Source organism: Mycolicibacterium doricum (assembly GCF_010728155.1).
Lineage (GTDB): Bacteria > Actinomycetota > Actinomycetes > Mycobacteriales > Mycobacteriaceae > Mycobacterium > Mycobacterium doricum.
In genome coordinates, this window is record NZ_AP022605.1 from 2505111 (window position 1) to 2523820 (window position 18710).

At 67.5% G+C, this 18710-nt stretch carries 13 protein-coding genes and 2 pseudogenes; 11 read left to right on the forward strand and 4 right to left on the reverse strand.

Annotated elements, in window-relative coordinates:
* Positions 1–49: 49 nt before the first annotated feature.
* The 4 genes and pseudogenes from G6N07_RS12295 to G6N07_RS12310 all read left to right on the forward strand — a co-directional run bounded on the left by G6N07_RS12295 (position 50) and on the right by G6N07_RS12310 (position 5049).
* On the forward strand, positions 50–1588 hold the full coding sequence (locus G6N07_RS12295) for an ABC transporter substrate-binding protein (protein WP_085191391.1): 1539 nt from the start codon (positions 50–52) through the stop codon (positions 1586–1588).
* Entirely contained in the window at positions 1585–2553 is a 969-nt protein-coding gene (locus G6N07_RS12300; protein WP_085191393.1) for an ABC transporter permease, read from the forward strand. The genes G6N07_RS12295 and G6N07_RS12300 overlap by 4 nt, the downstream gene beginning before the upstream one ends.
* Positions 2550–3440, forward strand: a complete 891-nt coding sequence (locus G6N07_RS12305) for an ABC transporter permease (protein ID WP_085191395.1) — start codon at positions 2550–2552, stop codon at positions 3438–3440. The genes G6N07_RS12300 and G6N07_RS12305 overlap by 4 nt, the downstream gene beginning before the upstream one ends.
* Positions 3437–5049: pseudogene (locus G6N07_RS12310) on the forward strand (dipeptide ABC transporter ATP-binding protein). Before G6N07_RS12305 ends, G6N07_RS12310 begins: the two are co-directional and overlap by 4 nt.
* 210 nt (positions 5050–5259) lie before the next feature.
* Here the strand turns inward: G6N07_RS12310 and G6N07_RS20390 are convergent.
* On the reverse strand, positions 5260–5724 hold the full coding sequence (locus G6N07_RS20390) for a DUF4185 domain-containing protein (RefSeq protein WP_235849775.1): 465 nt from the start codon (positions 5722–5724) through the stop codon (positions 5260–5262).
* 31 nt (positions 5725–5755) lie between these two features.
* Positions 5756–6412 (reverse strand): annotated as a pseudogene (locus G6N07_RS20395) (DUF4185 domain-containing protein); the annotation flags it as partial.
* On the opposite strand from G6N07_RS20395, the gene G6N07_RS20400 reads away from it, so the two are divergent.
* Positions 6359–6538 (forward strand): hypothetical protein, encoded by a 180-nt coding sequence (locus G6N07_RS20400; RefSeq protein ID WP_165756765.1) that lies wholly within the window; start codon positions 6359–6361, stop codon positions 6536–6538. The pseudogene G6N07_RS20395 and the gene G6N07_RS20400 overlap by 54 nt on opposite strands.
* Before the next feature lie 170 nt (positions 6539–6708).
* Here G6N07_RS20400 and G6N07_RS12320 read toward each other — a convergent pair whose 3' ends face one another.
* The gene (locus tag G6N07_RS12320; RefSeq protein WP_085191397.1) at positions 6709–7002 is read right to left on the reverse strand and encodes a hypothetical protein; all 294 of its coding nucleotides are present in this window, start codon (positions 7000–7002) and stop codon (positions 6709–6711) included.
* A 250-nt stretch (positions 7003–7252) separates the two neighbouring features.
* On the opposite strand from G6N07_RS12320, the gene G6N07_RS12325 reads away from it, so the two are divergent.
* Both G6N07_RS12325 and G6N07_RS12330 read left to right on the forward strand, forming a co-directional pair.
* On the forward strand, positions 7253–7819 hold the full coding sequence (locus G6N07_RS12325; protein ID WP_085191399.1) for a CsbD family protein: 567 nt from the start codon (positions 7253–7255) through the stop codon (positions 7817–7819).
* Between the two features lie 17 nt (positions 7820–7836).
* Positions 7837–8520, forward strand: coding sequence for an IF2 family translation initiation factor (locus G6N07_RS12330; RefSeq protein ID WP_085191401.1), 684 nt, complete (start codon positions 7837–7839; stop codon positions 8518–8520).
* A gap of 7 nt (positions 8521–8527) precedes the next feature.
* Here G6N07_RS12330 and G6N07_RS12335 read toward each other — a convergent pair whose 3' ends face one another.
* On the reverse strand, positions 8528–10099 hold the full coding sequence (locus tag G6N07_RS12335) for a serine/threonine-protein kinase (RefSeq protein WP_085191403.1): 1572 nt from the start codon (positions 10097–10099) through the stop codon (positions 8528–8530).
* Between the two features lie 466 nt (positions 10100–10565).
* On the opposite strand from G6N07_RS12335, the gene ppsA reads away from it, so the two are divergent.
* From ppsA to G6N07_RS12355, 4 genes are all read left to right on the forward strand, one after another.
* Positions 10566–12962 (forward strand): phosphoenolpyruvate synthase, encoded by a 2397-nt coding sequence (ppsA, locus tag G6N07_RS12340; RefSeq protein ID WP_085191405.1) that lies wholly within the window; start codon positions 10566–10568, stop codon positions 12960–12962.
* Positions 12959–16651: a trehalose-phosphatase gene (gene otsB, locus G6N07_RS12345; protein ID WP_085191407.1), complete on the forward strand. Its 3693-nt coding sequence runs from the start codon at positions 12959–12961 to the stop codon at positions 16649–16651. The genes ppsA and otsB overlap by 4 nt, the downstream gene beginning before the upstream one ends.
* Before the next feature lie 109 nt (positions 16652–16760).
* Positions 16761–17687, forward strand: coding sequence for a universal stress protein (locus G6N07_RS12350; protein ID WP_085191409.1), 927 nt, complete (start codon positions 16761–16763; stop codon positions 17685–17687).
* Positions 17684–18652 carry a 1-phosphofructokinase family hexose kinase gene (locus G6N07_RS12355; protein WP_099050237.1) on the forward strand — a complete coding sequence of 323 codons (969 nt, stop codon included), beginning with the start codon at positions 17684–17686 and terminating at the stop codon, positions 18650–18652. The genes G6N07_RS12350 and G6N07_RS12355 overlap by 4 nt, the downstream gene beginning before the upstream one ends.
* Positions 18653–18710: the final 58 nt, after the last annotated feature.

Below are 18710 nucleotides of genomic sequence, written 5' to 3' on the forward strand. Positions count from 1 at the left end.
ACGGGGTAAGAAGCCTGGAGGTGCCCGGGGTGATCTTGAGGTGGTCGTGATGCGGCGTGATGCGGTGCTACCGGCCGGTGTGGCCCTCACCGTGGCGGTGCTGTTGGCGATCACGGGCTGTTCCACGGGTGACCGCGTCGACCTCGGCGACGCCGCGTCGAGCAACCTGGTCGCCGCGATCGCCGGGGAACCCGACCAGCTCGACCCGCACAAGACCAGCGCGTACTTCTCGTTCGAGGTGCTCGAGAACGTCTTCGACACCCTCGTCGAACCCGACGCCGACCTGGCGATGCGACCGGCCCTGGCCGAACGCTGGGAGGTCAGCCCCGACCAGCGGGTGTGGACCTTCCATCTGCGGCGCGGCGTCACCTTCCACGACGGCAGCCCGTTCACCGCCGACGACGTCGTCTACTCCTACCGCCGCATCATCGACGAGGAACTGACCAACGTCGACAAGTTCAGCGCGGTCACCGACGTCGCCGCCGTCGATCCCGCGACGGTGCGCATCACCGTCGACAGACCCACCCGGAATCTGCTGACCAACCTCGGCGGGTTCAAGGGGATGGCGATCGTGTCGCGGGCCAATGTCGACAGCGGACGCATCGCCACCCATCCCGTCGGCACCGGACCGTTCTCGTTCACCGGCGCCACCAGCGGCGACTCGATCACGCTGCGCGCCAACCCGTCCTACTGGGGTGGCCCACCGGGGATCTCCGGGCTGACGTTCCGCTTCATCTCCGAGCCGTCGACCGCGTTGTCGGCGCTGCAGGCCGGCGAGGTCGACTGGACCGATTCGGTGCCTCCGCAGCGGGTTTTACAGCTGCGTGACGACGAATCCCTGCGCCTCGCCGTCACGCCGAGCAACGACTACTGGTATCTGGCGCTCAACCAGGCCCGGCCGCCGTGGAACGACGTGCGGGTGCGCCAGGCGATCGCCTACGGCATCGACCGGGAGGCCATCGTCGCCGCGACGAGCTACGGCACCGCGGCCGAGAACCAACTCGCGATCCCCGAGGGCAACCCCTGGTTCACCCCGTACGACCGGTACTCCTATGACATCCAGAAGGCCAAAGAGCTGCTCCCCGAGGCGAACGCCACACCCAACCGACTCGACATGCTGGTCACCAGCGAGTATCCCGAGACGGTCACCGCCGCGCAGATCATCGCCGACAACCTCGCGCCGCTCGGGATCACCGTGGACATCCGCACGGTCGACTTCGCCACCTGGCTCGACGAACAGAACAACGGCAACTTCGACATGCTGATGATGGGCTGGCTCGGCAACATCGACCCCGACGACTTCTACTACGCCCAGCACCACACCAACGGCACCAGTAACGCCCAGAAGTTCTCCGACCCCGAGGTGGACCACCTGCTCGACGCCGGCCGCGTGGAGACCGACCGCGACAAGCGCCGCGACATCTACTCCCGGGCGGCCACCCGCATCGCCGACGAGGTCAGCTACATCTACCTCTACAACCCATCGGTCATCCAGGCCTGGACCCCTGCCCTCTCGGGATACGAGGCGCGCCGCGACGGCGCCGTCCGGTTCCGCCGCGCCGTCCTCGGAGAGGACGACAACCCGTGACGGCGTTGATCGCCCACCCGGTCGCGGGCTTCCTCGCGCGGCGGATCGCGTACTCGTTGGTGGTGCTGATCGGCGTGCTGATCGTCGTGTTCGCGTTCGTGCAGCTGGTCCCCGGCGATCCCGTGCGCATCGCCCTGGGTACCCGGTACACCCCGGAGGCCTACGTGGCGCTGCGCTCGGCGAGCGGTCTGGACCGTCCGTTGATCGTGCAGTTCTTCAGCTACCTGGGCAATGCGCTCACCGGCGACCTCGGGGTAAGTTTCCGCAACGGTGACCCCGTCACCGCCACCCTGCTGGACCGGTTACCGGCGACCGTGTCACTCGGCCTGGTTGGCATCGTGTTCGCCTTGCTGATCGCGGTGCCCGCGGGAATCTGGGCGGCATTGCGCGAAGGCCGTGTCAGCGACGCGATCGTGCGGGTGTGCAGTCAGTTCGGCGTCTCGGTCCCGGATTTCTGGCTCGGCATCCTGCTAATTGCGCTGTTCTCCTCCACCCTGGGATGGCTCCCCACCTCGGGGTACCGGCCGCTGTTCGACGACCCGGCTGGTTGGCTGCGCCACATCATCCTGCCCGGGCTGACCGTCGGCTTGGTAGCCGCGGCCATCATGACCCGCTACATCCGGTCCGCAGTCCTAGAAGTGGCCTCGATGGGATACGTGCGGACCGCCCGGTCCAAAGGCCTCCCGCCACGGGTGGTCACGCTGCGCCACACGGTGCGCAATGCGCTGATCCCGGTACTCACCATCACCGGCATCCAGCTCGCCACGATCCTGGGCGGCGTCATCGTCGTCGAGGTCGTGTTCGCGTGGCCCGGCCTCGGCCGGCTGCTCTACAACGCCGTCGCCGCGCGCGACTACCCCGTCATCCAGGGTGCCGTGCTGTTGATGGCTGCGCTGTTCCTGCTCATCAACCTGATCGTGGACGCGCTGTACGCGGTCGCCGACCCGAGGATCCGGCTGTCATGACCGCCCCCGCCGAACAGACCCACATCGCAGCTCGAGTGGCGGGGTGGCGGTTGCTGCTCGGCAACCCCGTCACGGTTGTCAGCGCGGTCATCCTGGCGGTGGTCGTCGTGGTCGCACTGTTTGCACAGTGGTTGATCCCGTACGGCCTCAACGAGATCGACGTGCCGAACGCCCTGCAGTCCCCCAGCGGCGCGCACTGGTTCGGCACCGACGAACTCGGCCGCGACGTGCTGTCCCGCGTGCTGGTCGCCATCCAGGCGTCGATGCGGGTGTCGGTGATCAGCGTGGCATTCGCGGCCGTCGTCGGGGTAACGGTCGGTGTGGTCGCCGGATATCGCGGCGGCTGGCTGGACACGGTGTTGATGCGCATCGTCGACGTGATGTTCGCGTTCCCGGTGCTGCTGCTCGCGCTCGCGGTGGTGGCCATCCTCGGGCCGGGAGTGACGACGACCATCCTGGCGATCGGCATCGTGTTCACCCCGATCTTCGCACGCGTGGCCAGGGCGAGCACGCTGTCGGTCCGGATGGAACCCTATGTCGCGGTGTCCCGCACGATGGGCACCGGCCACTTCTACATTCTCACCCGCCATGTCCTGCCGAACATCTCGGGACCGCTGATCGTGCAGACGTCGATCTCGCTGGCGTTCGCCATCCTGTCGGAGGCGGCCCTGTCGTTCCTCGGTCTCGGCATCCAGCCGCCCCAGCCGTCCCTGGGCCGGATGATCTTCGACTCCCAGGGTTTCGTGACGCTGGCGTGGTGGATGGCGGTGTTTCCCGGCGCGGCGATCTTCGTCATCGTGTTGGCGTTCAACCTGCTGGGCGACGGCCTGCGGGATGTGCTGGATCCCAAGCAACGCACGATGATCGAGGCTCGGAGGAAGCGATGAGCGGACCCGTCCTCGACGTCGCCGATCTGGGCGTGCGGATCGGCAGGCGCGACATCGTGCGCGGTGCCTGGTTCACCGTCGAACGGGAAAAACGCTCGGCATCGTCGGCGAGTCGGGTTCTGGGAAGTCGATGACGGTGCTGGCCGCGACGGGTCTGCTGGACGCCCCGGGCGCGGTGGTCAGCGGTTCCAGCCTGCTAGGCGGGCAGACGCCGACGCAGTTGGTCGGTGCGTCGGCCCGCACGCTGCGCGCCGTACACGGCGGGCGTATCGGGTTCGTGTTCCAGGACCCCGGCACCTCGCTCAACCCGCTGCTGACGCTGGAACGGCAGATCACCGAATCCCTTGAGGCGCATAGAAATCAGACACGCAGACGGGCCCGCGGGCGCGCGCTGGAATTGCTCACCGCGGTCGGTCTGCCCGAGGCCGAGCGACGCCTGGATTCCTATCCGCACCAGTTGTCGGGTGGACAGCGCCAGCGCGTGATGATCGCGATCGCACTGGCCTGTGACCCGGAGCTGCTCATCGCCGACGAGCCGACGACCGCGCTGGACGTGACCACCCAGGCGCAGATCATCGAGTTGGTGCAGGATCTGCAGCGCGACTTCGGCACCGCGGTGGTGTGGATCAGCCACGACCTGGGGGTGATCGGGCAGGTCGCCGACGATGTCACTGTCCTGCGCAGCGGTGTGGCCGTGGAGCAGGCACCGGTGCTCGACGTGTTCGACCGCCCGCAGCACGACTACACCCGGGTACTCCTGGCGGCACGGCCGCTCGTCGGCGGTGACGGTCCCCCGCCGGCCGACCCCGGCGCCCCGGTGCTGCTGCAGGTCGACGGGCTCGATGTCCGGTTCGACGTGTCCGGCCCGACCGGCCGCTCGACCGTGCACGCGGTGCAGGACCTGACGTTTCACATCCGCCGCGGCAGCACGCTGGGCCTGGTCGGCGAGTCCGGTTCGGGGAAGTCGACGGTCGCCGCCGCGCTCACCGGACTGGTCACACCGCACGCCGGGTCGGTGGCGCTCGACGGCGTCGACGTGCTGGCCGTGCGGGGGTCCGACGAGAAGAAGTTGCGCCGCCGCATCAGCCTGGTCTTCCAGGATCCGTTCTCCTCGTTGAACTCTCGCCTGCGGGTTGGTGCGGCGATCGGCGAACCGCTGGCGGTGCACGAGCTGGTCGACGGGCGCGACGGCCGCCGGGCGCGGGTCGCCGAGCTGCTCGACCTCGTCGGCCTGACCGCCGAGTTCGCCTCGCGTTACCCGCACGAACTGTCCGGCGGCCAACGCCAGCGGGTCAGCATCGCCCGAGCGCTGGCCACCGAACCCGACCTGCTGATCCTCGACGAGTCCACTGCCTCCCTTGACGTCTCGGTTCAGTCGAAGGTGCTCGACCTGCTGACCGGACTACAGCGCGACCTTGGCTTGACGTATCTGTTCATCGGCCACGACCTCGCCGTCCTCCAGCGGATGAGCCACGACGTGCTGGTGATGCGTGACGGCGCCGCGGTCGAGTACCGGCCGGCCGCCGAGTTGTTCGCCGAGCCGCAGCAGCCCTACACCCGCGACCTGCTGGCCGCCGTGCCTCCCGCCCGCCCACGCGCCTCGGCGTGAGGGCGGTGGTTTTTTTCTGTACCGTCGGCCTGATCGCACGTCGACACCTTGCCCCCGCCATCGCGGATGCGCTGGACCACGGTGCCCAACCGCTCCGCCAGCCGCGCGCCCAGCGCTCCGGTGATCGCGACGGACGGCGGGATGAGACAGGTCGAGGGCGTGTCCGGGTCGGCCTGCAGGACGCGCACGTCTAGCCGAGGGACGTGTGCATCAGCAGTGTGCTGTAGTCCGACCAGCGGGACAGCGTGAAGTACAGGTCGCTGCCTGTCGACCAGGGGTGCGACCAGGGGTGATGTAGGGAGCGTAGATACCACCCGGCACCGCGGCCGAGGTGACGATCTTCTTCGCCGAACTCCACGGCTCCTCGGGTTTGTCGGAGGTGCGCATCACCACGTCGCTCACCGTGTTGGTGTAGAGCATCACGAATTTCTTCAGGTGGTCGTTCCAGGCCACCGACATCTCACTGCCCGGCGCCCACACCACCTGGATGGCCAGGAACGGGAAGCCGCGCAGCCAGCCGAACGGCGGGTAGTACTCGTAGGCGGATTTGTCGGCGACCGCGTTCTGGCTGACTCGGGACAGGAACGGCATGCCGCCGCGTCCCGCGCCCGTGCCGTAGGCGTACAGGTAGCCGTTGTGCCGCAGGTAATGCGCCCATCTGAAAGTTCTGATCACCCCATACGAACTGCACACCGGGAACGGTGTTGAACCAACTGGGCCTGATGGAGGTGCGCGGCACCGTCCAGGTCGACCACTGTCCGGGTGCGCCCCACTGGCTGACGGACATGAAATTGACGTATTGCCGGGTGCCGACGGATATGCCAGCGGTGGGGATCACGGCCACCTCGGTGGCGGCCAGGTTGAGGCTCTGAATCACCTGCCGCGAGAAGTTGGGGCGAGCGGCTTTGACCGGTGAGCCGCCGAACTTGTCGCCGGCGACCGCGTCGGCCACGGTCATCCCATTGGGCAGGTCGGTGGTGGAAGTGCGGAACAGGGTGTTCTTCCGCCTGCGGGCTGCATTGCCGAACGTGTCACCAAAGGCGATAAGCGCCTGGCGCTGCCCGCCGGAGTACCCGTTGTCCCACAGGGTGCCGAGGTCCGCCCCGGAGATGCCAAACCGTTTGTAGGACGACGAGTTCGGGCCGGCGATCGTGTCGACGACGATGGCCCCCGACGCGGCCGGGGCCGCGGCGGCACGGGCGGCGGCGTCGGGTGCGCGGCGGCATCGGATTTGGCGGCCTCGGCTGCAGTGGTGTTCGGGGCGGGTTTGCGGCCGATCGGCACATGCAGGACCGGGAACTTCGGCAGCGTGAACCCGGGGTTCGCGCTGCGGGCCGACGGGGCCGCAACCGGGACCGAACACGGATCGGCGGCCACCGACGGACTGGTCGCGATCGGCAGTACCAGCGACGCCACCGTCGTCGACACCGCCGTCAGCGCCGCCATTCGTCCCATGGCCGGCATGTCACACCTTTCGGGCATCGCATAGAGCGAGATACCGGTGTGACAGTAGTGGCGGCAGTGACGCTGCAGCGTGTCGGCGCAGGAACCGCAACGACTTCGTGATCGCCCCGAAACGGTTTGCTGGCACAAAATGACGAACGCGTCAGCCCAGCAGGCCGGCAATCACCCCGAGGTAATTATTTGCCCGACAGCCGGCTAGCTAGCGGCGCGCCCGAGCAGCATCTCGGGTGCGCGGTAGGTTCCACCGAGTTGGCGGGCGAACTGGTCACGAGCGGCGAGGACCACGTTCTGCAGGTGTGCGACGTGGCCGGATTGGCCGCCGACCGCGGCGGCCGCGTCGGCCACCTCGTCGATGGCTTGCCAGGTCTGCGCGCACAGCGGGGTCAGCGGCTGCAGATGCGCGTTGCGAACCCCCGTGCGGATGGCTTCACACAACCAGTGTTCAAAGTTGATTCGAAGGGTGTCCTCAGGAAATTCATTGGTATACATGTTCGCTGTCCTCCGCACGCCAAGCTGTTTAGGCTGTTCACAGCTTTGGCCCCCATTCTACCCCGCTTTGCAATTACCTAGTCCCACTGTTGTCCTACTGTTTTCTAATCCTACTGTTTTGCCCCGCCGCGATTGTCGGTAGGGGGCGGTCTTTTGCCATATCACGGCCGCGGAAGTGGCCCAGACCACATCAGCGTGTCGATCCGCGGCGATCGGGAATCCCCCTCCAGGTACCTACTGAGGGGAATACATGACTGAGAACAGCAAATCAGACCAGGCCCGAAAAGGCCTCATCGATTCGGTCATTGGCAAGGCGAAGGAAGTCGCTGGCGCAGTGACCGGCAACGATTCGCTGACCGCCGAGGGGCAGCTCGAGCAGACCCAGGCCGAGGAGCGCAAGGACGCCAACGCTGTCGAGGCGGTCGCCGACGCCGAAGCCGAGCAGGCCCGCCAGGAAGTCCTTGAGGCGCAGCAGGAAGGCGCGCAGGAGCGCGCCGCCGTGAACGCCGAGACCGCCGCCGAGGAGAGTGCCGCGCGCGCGGACCAGGCGGCCAAGAAGCGGCAGGCCGAGCAGGCCGCAGCCCAGCGCGCCGCCGGCGATGTGGCCCAGGCCGAGGCCGAAGCCCAGCGCAAGGCCGAGCAGGCCGACGTCGAGGCCCGCGCGGAGAAGGCCGCGGCGAGCGCCGAGGTCGCCGACGCCGCCGGTCAGCGCAACGACGCGATCACCGTCGCCGCCAGTGCGAACGCAGAGGCCGAGCGGAACCGTGCCGAAGCCGACGCACTGGCCGCCGACGCCGACGTTCCCGAACAGCGATAGAAAGCCAGGAGTAATCGATGAAGATCACCGACATCCCATTCGCCGTACTGCGACTCCAGTACCAGGTCGCCCGCTTCCCACTGCAGGTGATCGAGAACCGGGTCGTGGCCCGCCTCGATTCCGAGGCACCGGCGCGACTCTTCTACGAACGCTCACTGGGCATGCTCGACCTCGCGGTCGGCAACGCGCTCGGCGCGCCCGATGTCGAGGAGCGCGGCGCGGCGTTGGTCGAACGCAGCGAGGCTCTGCGCCGGGCCGCCCAGCTGGATGCGACTGCCACCCAGGTGCACGAGCAGGCCGAGGCGGACCTCGAATCGACGCGGGAACAGGCCAAGCGTGAGACGCAGCAGGCCGATCAGGACCGTAAGGAAGAGAAGAGGGAAGCGCGCCAGACCGCTGCTGAGCGGAAGCAGAACGCCGTGCACAACGCGCAGAAGAAGGCGGCCGACGCCAAGGAGGAGGCCGATCGGGTCGCTGCCCAGCGCGTGGAGTCGGCCGAGGCGGCCCGCCGCGAGGAAGAGGCCGTGATCTCGGCAACCGAGAAGAGCATCGAGAAGGTGGCGCAGACCAAGCTCGACGATGCCGCCGACAAGGCCGGTACTGCCGCCGCCAAGCGGGCGCAGGCAGACCGCGTCGAGGAACTCGCCGACACCGAGAAGGAGAAGCGTCAGCAGGAGCGGGCGGCGAACAACGGGAACTGACCCCGAGCTAGTCCGCATAGTACTCCAGTACGCGCTCTGAATTGTCGGCCCGGCCGTTACTCACGATGGTGAGCCGGTCGGGCCGAACTTGGTAGCGGGCACCTCCGGACGGATCGACCACGTCATAGCCCCCGCCTACGGGCTTCGCGTCCTGCAGTTCGATCGTGGCGCCGTCGCTGAGCCGTTCGCCGCGGTAGTAGTACTCGTCGTCGTCGGTGCGGCAGACGACGGCCAGCGACTGAGCGGTCCGCACCATCGCGGCCGGGGACCCGCCGGAGTCGCACCGCGCATAGTGGCCGACGAAGCCCTGTCCGTCGGCGCCGGACATCCCCGCGGGGGCGGTGGCCGATGTCGACGGCGTGGAGCTGGTGGTGGTCGACGGGGTGGTGGTGGTCGTGGTTGTCGAAGCGGTCGTCGATCGGGTGGTCGTCGGGACGCTTTCGTCGTAGGGCGCCGTGGTCGGCGCCACTGTCGTGTGGGCCGTCGGCGTGCCGCCCTGTCCGTTGAACGCGAGCAGCGCGGCCAGCACGGCGGCCACGCCGAACAGCACGATGATCGCCGCGATCAACACCACCTGCGCGGTGTTCTTCTTCGCCGGCGGTTTGGCCGCGGTGCGCGCCGGCGCAGGCAGATACGGGGTGTAGCCGGTGGCTGCGGGATTGGCGAACACCGACGAGAATTGCCGGGTGCCAGGCGGTTTGGCGGCAACGGCGGCCGCGGCGGCACTCGCGGACGCTGCGGGCAGCATCGCCGCTGCGGTCGCCGCCTTGGCTAGGTCGCCGGCCGTCGGGAACCTCTCCCCCGCTTGTTTGGCCATCCCGCGGGTGATGACATCGTCGTACGCGCGGCTGATCCCTCTGCGCATGACGCTGGGCCGCGGTGGCGGAGCGAACATGTGTGCACTCATCAGTTGTTGCAGGTCACGCGACTCGAACGGCGGTCTACCGGTGAGGCATTCGTAGAGCAGGCACGTCAGCGAGTACACGTCGGCGGGCGGGCCGACGGGCCCGCCGCTGAACCGCTCCGGCGCCATGTACGCCGACGACCCGACGATCATCCCCGTCGATGTCACACCCGGGTCGCCGCCGGTGTGGGCGATCCCGAAGTCCACCAGATAGGCGAAGTCGTCGGGATTGAGTAGGACGTTCTCCGGTTTGATGTCGCGGTGTACGAGTCCGTCGGCGTGCGCGGCGTCGAGCGCCGCGGCGACCTGGCCGATGATTGAGGACGCCCGTTTGGCGTCCAGGGGGCCGCTGGCCTGCAGAACGTCCTTCAGGCTGGCACCCTCCACCAGGCGCATGTCGATGTAGAGCACACCGTCGATGTCACCGAAGTCGTGCACCGGGATGACGTGCGGTTCCTGCAGCCGAGCCGCGACACGCGACTCGCGCCGGAATCGCTCCTGGAAACTCGGGTCGGCGGCCATCTCCGCGCGCAGCAGTTTCAGCGCGACCGTGCGGCCCTTGACCGTGTCGTAGGCGCGGTACACCTCGCCCATCCCGCCGACTCCGATCAGGGACCGGAGTTCGTACGGGCCGAACCGGGTTCCGAGCCGTGAGCCGCCGTGCGGGGTGGCCATCAGAAGTGAGTCCTTTCAGTCCGTCCCGACCGTACCGGCATCCCGTGAGGAGCTCGGCAGATGGGTGAGATGGGCGGCGGCGCGCCACCGGTCCCCCACTGCTCGGGCGGTTCATCTGTTGTTCGTGCGGCTGCGTTTGCTCCGTGTGGTGGCCGGCCACACCGACGACAGGGCGTGCGTGCACGCTATCTCCGTGGGTATCGCGGTGCGTCCCCCACTTCCTCGGCCGAGCGGTTCGCCCGCCAACGCCTTATCGCCCTGGCTCGAGTCGAAGGCAAGATCACCGAAACAAACCACCGTGCTGTTTTACGCAGGGCCGACGGTCCACGAGCGTCTCGCCGTGGGCCGGTTCACCGGCGGGGGCGGTGATCGACCCGACGCCTGGTCCAAAGTGACTTCCGGCCCTGTGTCGGAGGCCTCCGATCGTGGGAGGTTGGCATTCGTCGCCCAATTGAGAGGACAGACCATGAGCGAGTGCGCCTACGTCCGGTTCTTCGAGGAGTTCGCCATCGACGACGTGCCCCTGGTCGGCGGGAAGAACGCTTCCCTTGGCGAGATGTATCAGAACCTGTCCGGTCAGGGTGTCCGCATCCCGAACGGGTTCGCGATCACCGCCGCCGCCTACCGCCACGTGCTCGACGAGGCCGGTGCGTGGGATCGACTACACGCCGAACTCGACCACATCGACCCCGCGGACGTCGCCGCACTGGCTCGCAAAGGAAAGCGCGCCCGCGAGATCGTCTATGGGGCGGGGCTCCCCGAGGATCTGGCCGCCGAGATCCTCGAGGCCTACCGAGCGCTCCAGCAGGAGTACGGCGAGGACGTGAGCCTCGCCGTGCGGAGTTCGGCCACCGCCGAGGATCTGCCCACGGCGAGCTTCGCCGGCCAGCAGGACTCCTACCTCAACATCAAGGGCGCACAAAGCCTGCTCGACACCTGCCGCCGTTGCTTCGCCAGCCTGTTCACCGATCGCGCCATCCACTACCGGATCGATCAGGGCTTCGACCACTTCAAGGTCTCGCTGTCGATCGGGGTGATGAAGATGGTTCGCTCCGACATCGCCTCCTCCGGTGTGATGTTCTCGCTCGACACCGAATCGGGCTTCCGCGACGCCGTTTTCGTGACCGGCGCCTACGGCCTCGGCGAGAACGTGGTCCAGGGCGCCGTCGACCCGGACGAGTTCTACGTTCACAAGCCGACCTATCTCTCCGGCCACCGCGCGGTGTTGCGCCGCCTCCTCGGCGACAAGGCCGTGAAGATGGTCCTCGTCGAGGGCGAGACGAAGAACACCACGCGCAACATCCCCACGCCGAAGGCCGACCGCGCTCGGTTCTGCCTCACCGACGAGGACGTCCTGGAACTGGCGGGCTACGCGTGCGCGATCGAGCAGCACTACGGCAGGCCGATGGACATGGAGTGGGCCAAGGACGGCATCGACGGGAAGCTCTACATCGTCCAGGCCCGCCCCGAGACGGTGGCCTCCCAGCACAGCGCCACCGCAGTCGAGACCTACGTGTTGGAGGGCCGCGGCGAGATACTGGCCGAGGGGCGCTCGGTAGGTGAGCGGATCGCCTCGGGTGTGGTGAAGCACATCGAGCACCTCTCCCAACTGGCGGAATTCGAGCCCGGGCAAGTGCTGGTCGCCGACACCACCACACCGGACTGGGAGCCGGTGATGAAGACCGCCGCGGCGATCGTCACCAATCGCGGCGGGCGGACCTGCCACGCCTCGATCGTCGCCCGCGAACTCGGTATCCCGGCCGTGGTCGGCACCGGCGACGCGACCACCAGCGTGCCGGACGGCGCGATGGTGACGGTATCGTGCGCCGAGGGCGACTCGGGGCGTGTGTACGACGGCGCGGTCGGCTTCCACGTGGAGCGCACCGAAATCGGCGACATGGTCCGGCCACGGACCGAGATCATGGTGAACCTGGGCAACCCCGATCTCGCCTTCAAGACGTCGTTTCTGCCCAACGACGGTGTGGGACTCGCCCGGACGGAGTTCATCATCAGCGAGTACATCCGCTTCCACCCCCTGGCCCTGCTGCACCCCGAGAAAGTCGAGGACCCGCGGGTGCGCCGGGACATCGACCGGCTGACGCAGGGATACGACGACGGGGGTGCCTTCTTCGTCGAGCGCCTGTCGGAGGGAATCGGCACGATCGCGGCCGCCTTCTGGCCGAAGCCCGTCGTGGTGCGAATGTCGGATTTCAAGACGAACGAGTATGCGAGCCTGGTCGGCGGACAGGCCTTCGAACCTTCCGAGAGCAATCCCATGCTCGGCTTCCGGGGTGCCTCGCGCTATGCCCACCCCGCCTACGCCGAGGGTTTCGCGCTCGAGTGCCGTGCGATGCGGCGTGTTCGCGAACAGATGGGCCTGACCAACGTCATCCTCATGATTCCCTTCGTCCGCCGGGTAGCCGAGGCCGACCTCGTCCTGCAGACGATGGCCGACCTCGGACTGCGGCGGGGCGAAAACGGGCTGAAGGTCTACGCGATGTGCGAGATCCCGAACAACGTCATCCTCATCGACGAGTTCGCCAAACGCTTCGACGGCTTCTCCATCGGCTCCAACGACCTGACCCAGCTCACCCTCGGCGTCGACCGTGACAGCGAGGTCGTCGCGTTCGACTACGACGAGCGGGACGACGGTGTCAAGGAGATGATCCGCCTGGCCGTGGAGGGCTGCCGCCGCAACGGGATTCATTCGGGGTTATGTGGACAGGCGCCCTCGGACTACCCGGACATGGCCGAGTACCTGGTCCGGCTGGGAATCGAGTCGATGAGCCTCAATCCCGACACCGTGGTTCGCACGACCCGCCAGGTCCTGGAAGCGGAGCACCAGTTGGCACGCCTGCCATGAGGCTCCCGGTGGTCGTCGATCCCCGCTACCACGATGCGGTGATCTTCGATCTCGACGGCGTGCTCGCCGAGACGAGAGCCACGGCGGCGTTGGTGGAGCCCGCTGTGGCGCTTACGCGCAAGCTCCGCGACGCCGGGATCAGAACCGCGGCCTGCTCGTCACATCGTGACGGGGGCGAGACCCTGGAAATCCTCGAGAAAGAAGGGGTTTACGACCTCTGCGTCGACGGCTCCGGCTCAGCCGGGGCCGGTGAGCCTCCCGCCTTCCTGCAGGCAACGCGCCGACTCGGCGTGCCTGTGCAGCGCTCCGTCCTCATCGAGGATGCGGCGGCTGGTGTGACCGTCGGCCGCGACGCCGGTTTCGCGCTCATCATCGGCGTCGACCGGACCCGCCACGCCGACGGACCGATACCGTCCGATGTCGACTACGTGGTCGCGGGTCTGGACGACATCACGGTCCGCACCGGTGATCAGCGCGTCTCCGAAGTCCCCGACGCGCTCGAGTCCTATGGCCAGTTGATCGGCATCACCAGTACACGGGAGTCGATGTTGTTCCTGGACTACGACGGAACGCTGTCCCCCATCGTCTCCGATCCCGACGCGGCCACACTGGTCGGCGGGGCGGCCGAGGCGCTGGAACAGGTTGCGGCGGTGTGTCACGTCGCGATCCTGAGCGGTCGCGACCTCGCCGACGTCCAGGCTCGGGTCGGTGCACCCGGGCTTTGGTACGCCGGGAGCCACGGTTTCGAGCTGAGGGGTCCGGACGGCACGTATCACCAGAATCAGGCGGCGGCCGGGGTCGTCCCCGTCCTCGAGCGCGCAGCCGGTGAGTTGCGCGATCGCCTCGCGCAGATCCCGGGTGTGCGCGTGGAGCACAAGCGCTTCGCTGTCGCGGTTCACCACCGCGAGGTCGCGTCGGCCGATCATGTCGCCGAGATCCTCTCCACCACACGTAGACTCGGTCAACGAGCTGGGCTGCGGGTGACCAGTGGACGCATGCTGGTGGAACTGAGACCCGACGTCGACTGGGACAAGGGCACTGCTCTCCTGTGGATTCGTGACCGCATCGACTCTGCGGGCTCCCCCCTGCCCATCTACATCGGCGACGACCTCACCGACGAAGACGCCTTCGACGCCGTCCGCTTCGACGGAATCGGCATCGTCGTGCGGCATGACGAGGACGGCGACCGCAAGACGGCTGCGCGCTTCAGCCTGCAATCCCCCGACCAGGTGCGGGAGTTCCTTCAGCGGGGGTCTCGGTGGCTCGACTACAAGCGCCACGCCGCCGGCGCCGCTTGGGATTTCACCTACGAGGGGTACGACGCGCAGAGCGAGAAACTTCGCGAGTCGTTGTGCACGGTCGGTAACGGCTACTTCGCCACCAGGGGCGCGGCGCCGGAATCGCGCGCCGGACAGGTGCATTATCCCGGAACCTATGCCGCCGGCGTCTTCAACCGGCTCGTCGACGACGTATCGGGTTCTGCTGTCGCCAACGAAAGCCTGGTGAACCTCCCGAACTGGCTGCCACTGACCTTCCGGATCGACGGCGGCGACTGGTTCGACATCGATGCGGTCGAGGTGCTCTCCTACCGTCAGACCCTCGACCTTCGTGGCGCGACCCTGACGAGGGACGTCCGGTTCCGAGACGACGCCGGACGTACGACTTCGCTGACACAGCAACGGTTCGTCGCGATGCACCTGCCCCACGTCGCCGCGCTGCACACCACCATCCTCGCCGAGAACTGGTCGGGCGAGATCACCATCCGCTCTACGCTGGACGGCAACGTCACGAACTCTCTCGTCGAGCGTTACCGCGACCTCGGCAAAGAACATCTCGAATTGGTCGACACCCGGCAGCTCTCCACCGATTCGGTGCTGTTGACGGTGCAGACGACCCAGTCGCGCGTTCGGATTGCCATGGCGGCGCGGACCGTCGTCTGGCGCGACGGCGACCCGGTTCCCGCCTCCTATCAGCTCACCGGTGAGGAAGCCGAGATCGGTCACGAGATCACCGTCGGACAGTCGGTGGGCGAGACGCTGACGGTGGAGAAGGTCGTCACCCTCTTCACGGGACGCGATGTCGCGACGTCAGAGCCTTCGGAGGAGGCGCAGCGCTGGGTGAGCCGGCTCGGCCGGTACGCCGAACTGCGCGACGGACACGTGGCCGACTGGCTGCATCTGTGGGAACGCCTGTCCATCGAGTTCGAAGACTTCACAGACGAAGAATTCACAGACGAACTGCGCATCCTCCGACTCCATCTCCTGCATCTGCTGCAGACGGTTTCGCCGAACAGCGCCGACCTCGATGTGGGGGTGCCGGCCCGCGGACTGCATGGCGAAGCCTACCGCGGCCACGTCTTCTGGGACGAACTGTTCATCTTCCCCGTTCTCAACCTGCGGGTGCCGATGATCACCCGATCGCTGTTGGCGTACCGGTACCGGCGGTTGCCGGAGGCCCGTCAGGCCGCGCGCGAGGCCGGCCACTCCGGCGCGATGTTCCCCTGGCAATCGGGCAGTGACGGCCGCGAGGAGAGTCAACGCCTGCACCTCAATCCGCGCAGCGGCAATTGGAATCCCGACGCGAGCGCTCGCGCGCACCACGTCGGCATCGCCGTCGCCTACAGCGCGTGGGAGTTCTACCAGGTCACCGGGGATCTGGCCTATCTGATCGACTACGGGGCGGAGATGCTGGCCGAGATCGCCCGGTTCTGGGTGAGCATGGCCACCTACGACGAAGACCGCGGTCGCTACAGCATCCGCGGCGTGATCGGACCCGACGAGTTCCACTCCGGCTACCCGGATGCACCCTACGACGGCATAGACAACAACGCCTACACCAACGTGATGGCGGTGTGGGTCATCATGCGGGCCATCGACGCGCTGAACCTGCTGCCGCTGCCGAGCCGACTCGACCTGTTGGAGACGCTGGGACTGACCGTCAGCGAGTTGGCGCACTGGGACGAGGTGAGTCGCCGGATGTACGTGCCCTTCCACGACGGTGTCATCAGCCAGTTCGAGGGCTACGGCGAGTTGGAGGAACTGGACTGGGAGCACTACCGCCGGCGGTACGGCAACATCCAGCGCCTCGACCGCATCCTCGAGGCAGAGAACGACGACGTCAACCGCTACAAGGCCGCCAAGCAGGCCGACGTCCTCATGCTGCTGTACCTGATGTCGGTGACGGAGCTCGGTGAGATACTGAACCGGCTCGGTTACCGCTTCGCCCGGGACCGCGTTCCGGACATGGTCGACTACTACCTGGCCCGCACCTCGCACGGGTCCACACTCAGCGGCGTCGTGCACACCTGGGTGCTGGCCCGCGCCAACCGCGATCGCGCGGTGGAGTTCTTCCGACAGGTGCTCCAGTCCGACGTCTGCGACATCCAGGGCGGCACCACGTCGGAAGGGATTCACCTGGCGGCCATGGCAGGCACCGTCGATCTGATGCAGCGGTGCTTCACCGGAATGGAGACCCGGTCGAACCGCCTCATCCTGTCCCCGTACTGGCCGGAAAGCCTCGGCGTGCTGGCTGTGCCGATCCACTACCGTGGCCTGCACCTGCACTTGCGGGTCAGCGGGAAGGGCGTGATGATCAGTGTCGAGCCACGCGACGCCGCCGGTGTGGAAGTGGAATGCCGTGGCCGGGTGGTTCAACTCATGCCCGGCACCACCGTCCGGTTCGGGGACTGAGAAGTGCGGTCGACACCGCACGGCGCCCAAGCGACGCCTGACCGCGTCAGGCGGGAGCCGAAGCGCTCGTCGAAACCGGTGACGAGCTCTCAGCAGGGAGACGGATCACATGGAACCTCTTGGCGGTGACCGGCGTCAAAACGCCTCGCCGGGAGGCATATTGGTCGGTGTCGACGGATCGGCGGAGTCCGACGCCGCGATCCGCTGGGCGACCCATGAGGCCCTGATGCGCCGTACCCGTCTGACGTTGGTCCACGTGGCCCCGCCCGTGGTCGGGAGTTGGCCGATGGGCCCGGTCCTCACCGAGATCAACGCCTGGCAGCAGGACAACGCCCAGCACGTCCTCGATCAGGCGCTCGAGACGGCTAGGGCATCTGGCCCGAAGTCCCGGCTGCTCGATATGCACACCGAGATCCTGGTTTCGAGCTTGGTGCCGACGCTGGTTCACGCATCCGAGAGCGCAGAGATGGTTGTCGTCGGCAGCCGCGGAACCGGCGCGCTCGGCCGGGTGCTGTTGGGGTCGGTCAGCACCGGTCTGGTGCACCATGCCCGATGCCCGGTCGCCGTCATCCGCCCCCTACGAGGCGAGCCGGACGGTGATGCGCCCGTCCTGCTGGGCGTCGACGGGTCGCCCGCCTCGGAGGCGGCGACTGCACTGGCATTCGACGAGGCCGCGCGCAGGCGGGTGGATCTGGTCGCGCTGCACGCGTGGAGCGATGTGGCGGTCTTCCCGATGCTCGGCATGAATTGGCATCGATTCGAGAGCCAGGGTCATGAAGTCCTGGCCGAACGGCTCGCCGGTTGGCAGGAACAGTATCCCGAAGTGCGCGTACACCGGCACGTCGTCTGCGACCAACCGGCCCGCTCGCTGCTCCGTGAGTCCGAGCGGGCGCAACTGGTGGTTGTCGGTTCTCGCGGACGTGGCGGCATCGCAAGCACCTGGCTGGGTTCGGTCAGTTCAGCTGTGGCGCAGTCCGCCGACGTGCCCATGCTCGTCGTGCCCGGGGCCACTACCGCAACGAGGAGCCACCCGTGACGGCGTCAGGCAGGCGATCCGGATACGGGACGACCATCGTCACTCTCACGATGAACCCCGCACTCGACATCACGGCGAACGCTCCACACGTGCGGCCGACGAGTAAGATCCGGTGTGCCGGCGTGCGCTACGACCCCGGTGGGGGTGGTATCAACGTGGCGCGCACCGCCCACGTCCTCGGTGGTTCGGTGTCCGCAGTGTTTCCCGTGGGTGGACCGACCGGCGACCTGGTCACCAATCTCGTGGCCAGGTCCGAGGTGCCCTACCGCCGCATCGCGATTGCCGAGCCGACGCGGGAGAGTTTCACCGTCGCCGACGACAGCACCGGCCAGCAGTACCGGTTCATCCTCCCAGGACCGTGCCTGACGTCCGACGAACAGCTGAAATGTCTCGCCGAACTGCGCTATTCGGCGAAAGCAGCAGAGTTCGTCGTGGCCAGTGGCAGCCTCCCGCCGGGCGTGGCACCCGACTTCTACCAACGCGTGGCCGACCTGTGCCTCGACCTCGGCGTGCGGCTGGTTCTCGACACGTCCGGCGACGCCCTCCAGCACGTCCGTTCAGGAATCTTCCTCCTGAAACTCAGCCTGCGGGAACTGCGCGAGCGCACCGGCCGGGATCTGGTCGACGAACCGGAACAACTGGCCGCCGCACACGACCTCATCAACTCCGGGGTTGCCCGCATGGTCGTGGTGTCACTCGGTTCGAACGGGGCGCTGCTGGCGACATCACTGGGCAGTCAGAGATTCTCGGCGATACCGGTGAACGCCGTCAGCGGTGTCGGGGCGGGTGACGCCATGGTGGCAGCGATCACTGTGGGTCTGACGCGGGGATGGTCGCCGAGCAAGTCTGTGCAGTTCGGTATCGCCACCGGCTCGGCCATGCTGCTGACGCCCGGTACGGCGGTGTGCGAGCGAGCCGATGCCGAACGTCTCTTCGATTCGGCGCCGGAGCCCGAAGACGTGTGAACCTACGCCGATTCCGTTGTCCGGTGCCTGCCTGGCGATTCCCGATACAGCGGACCCC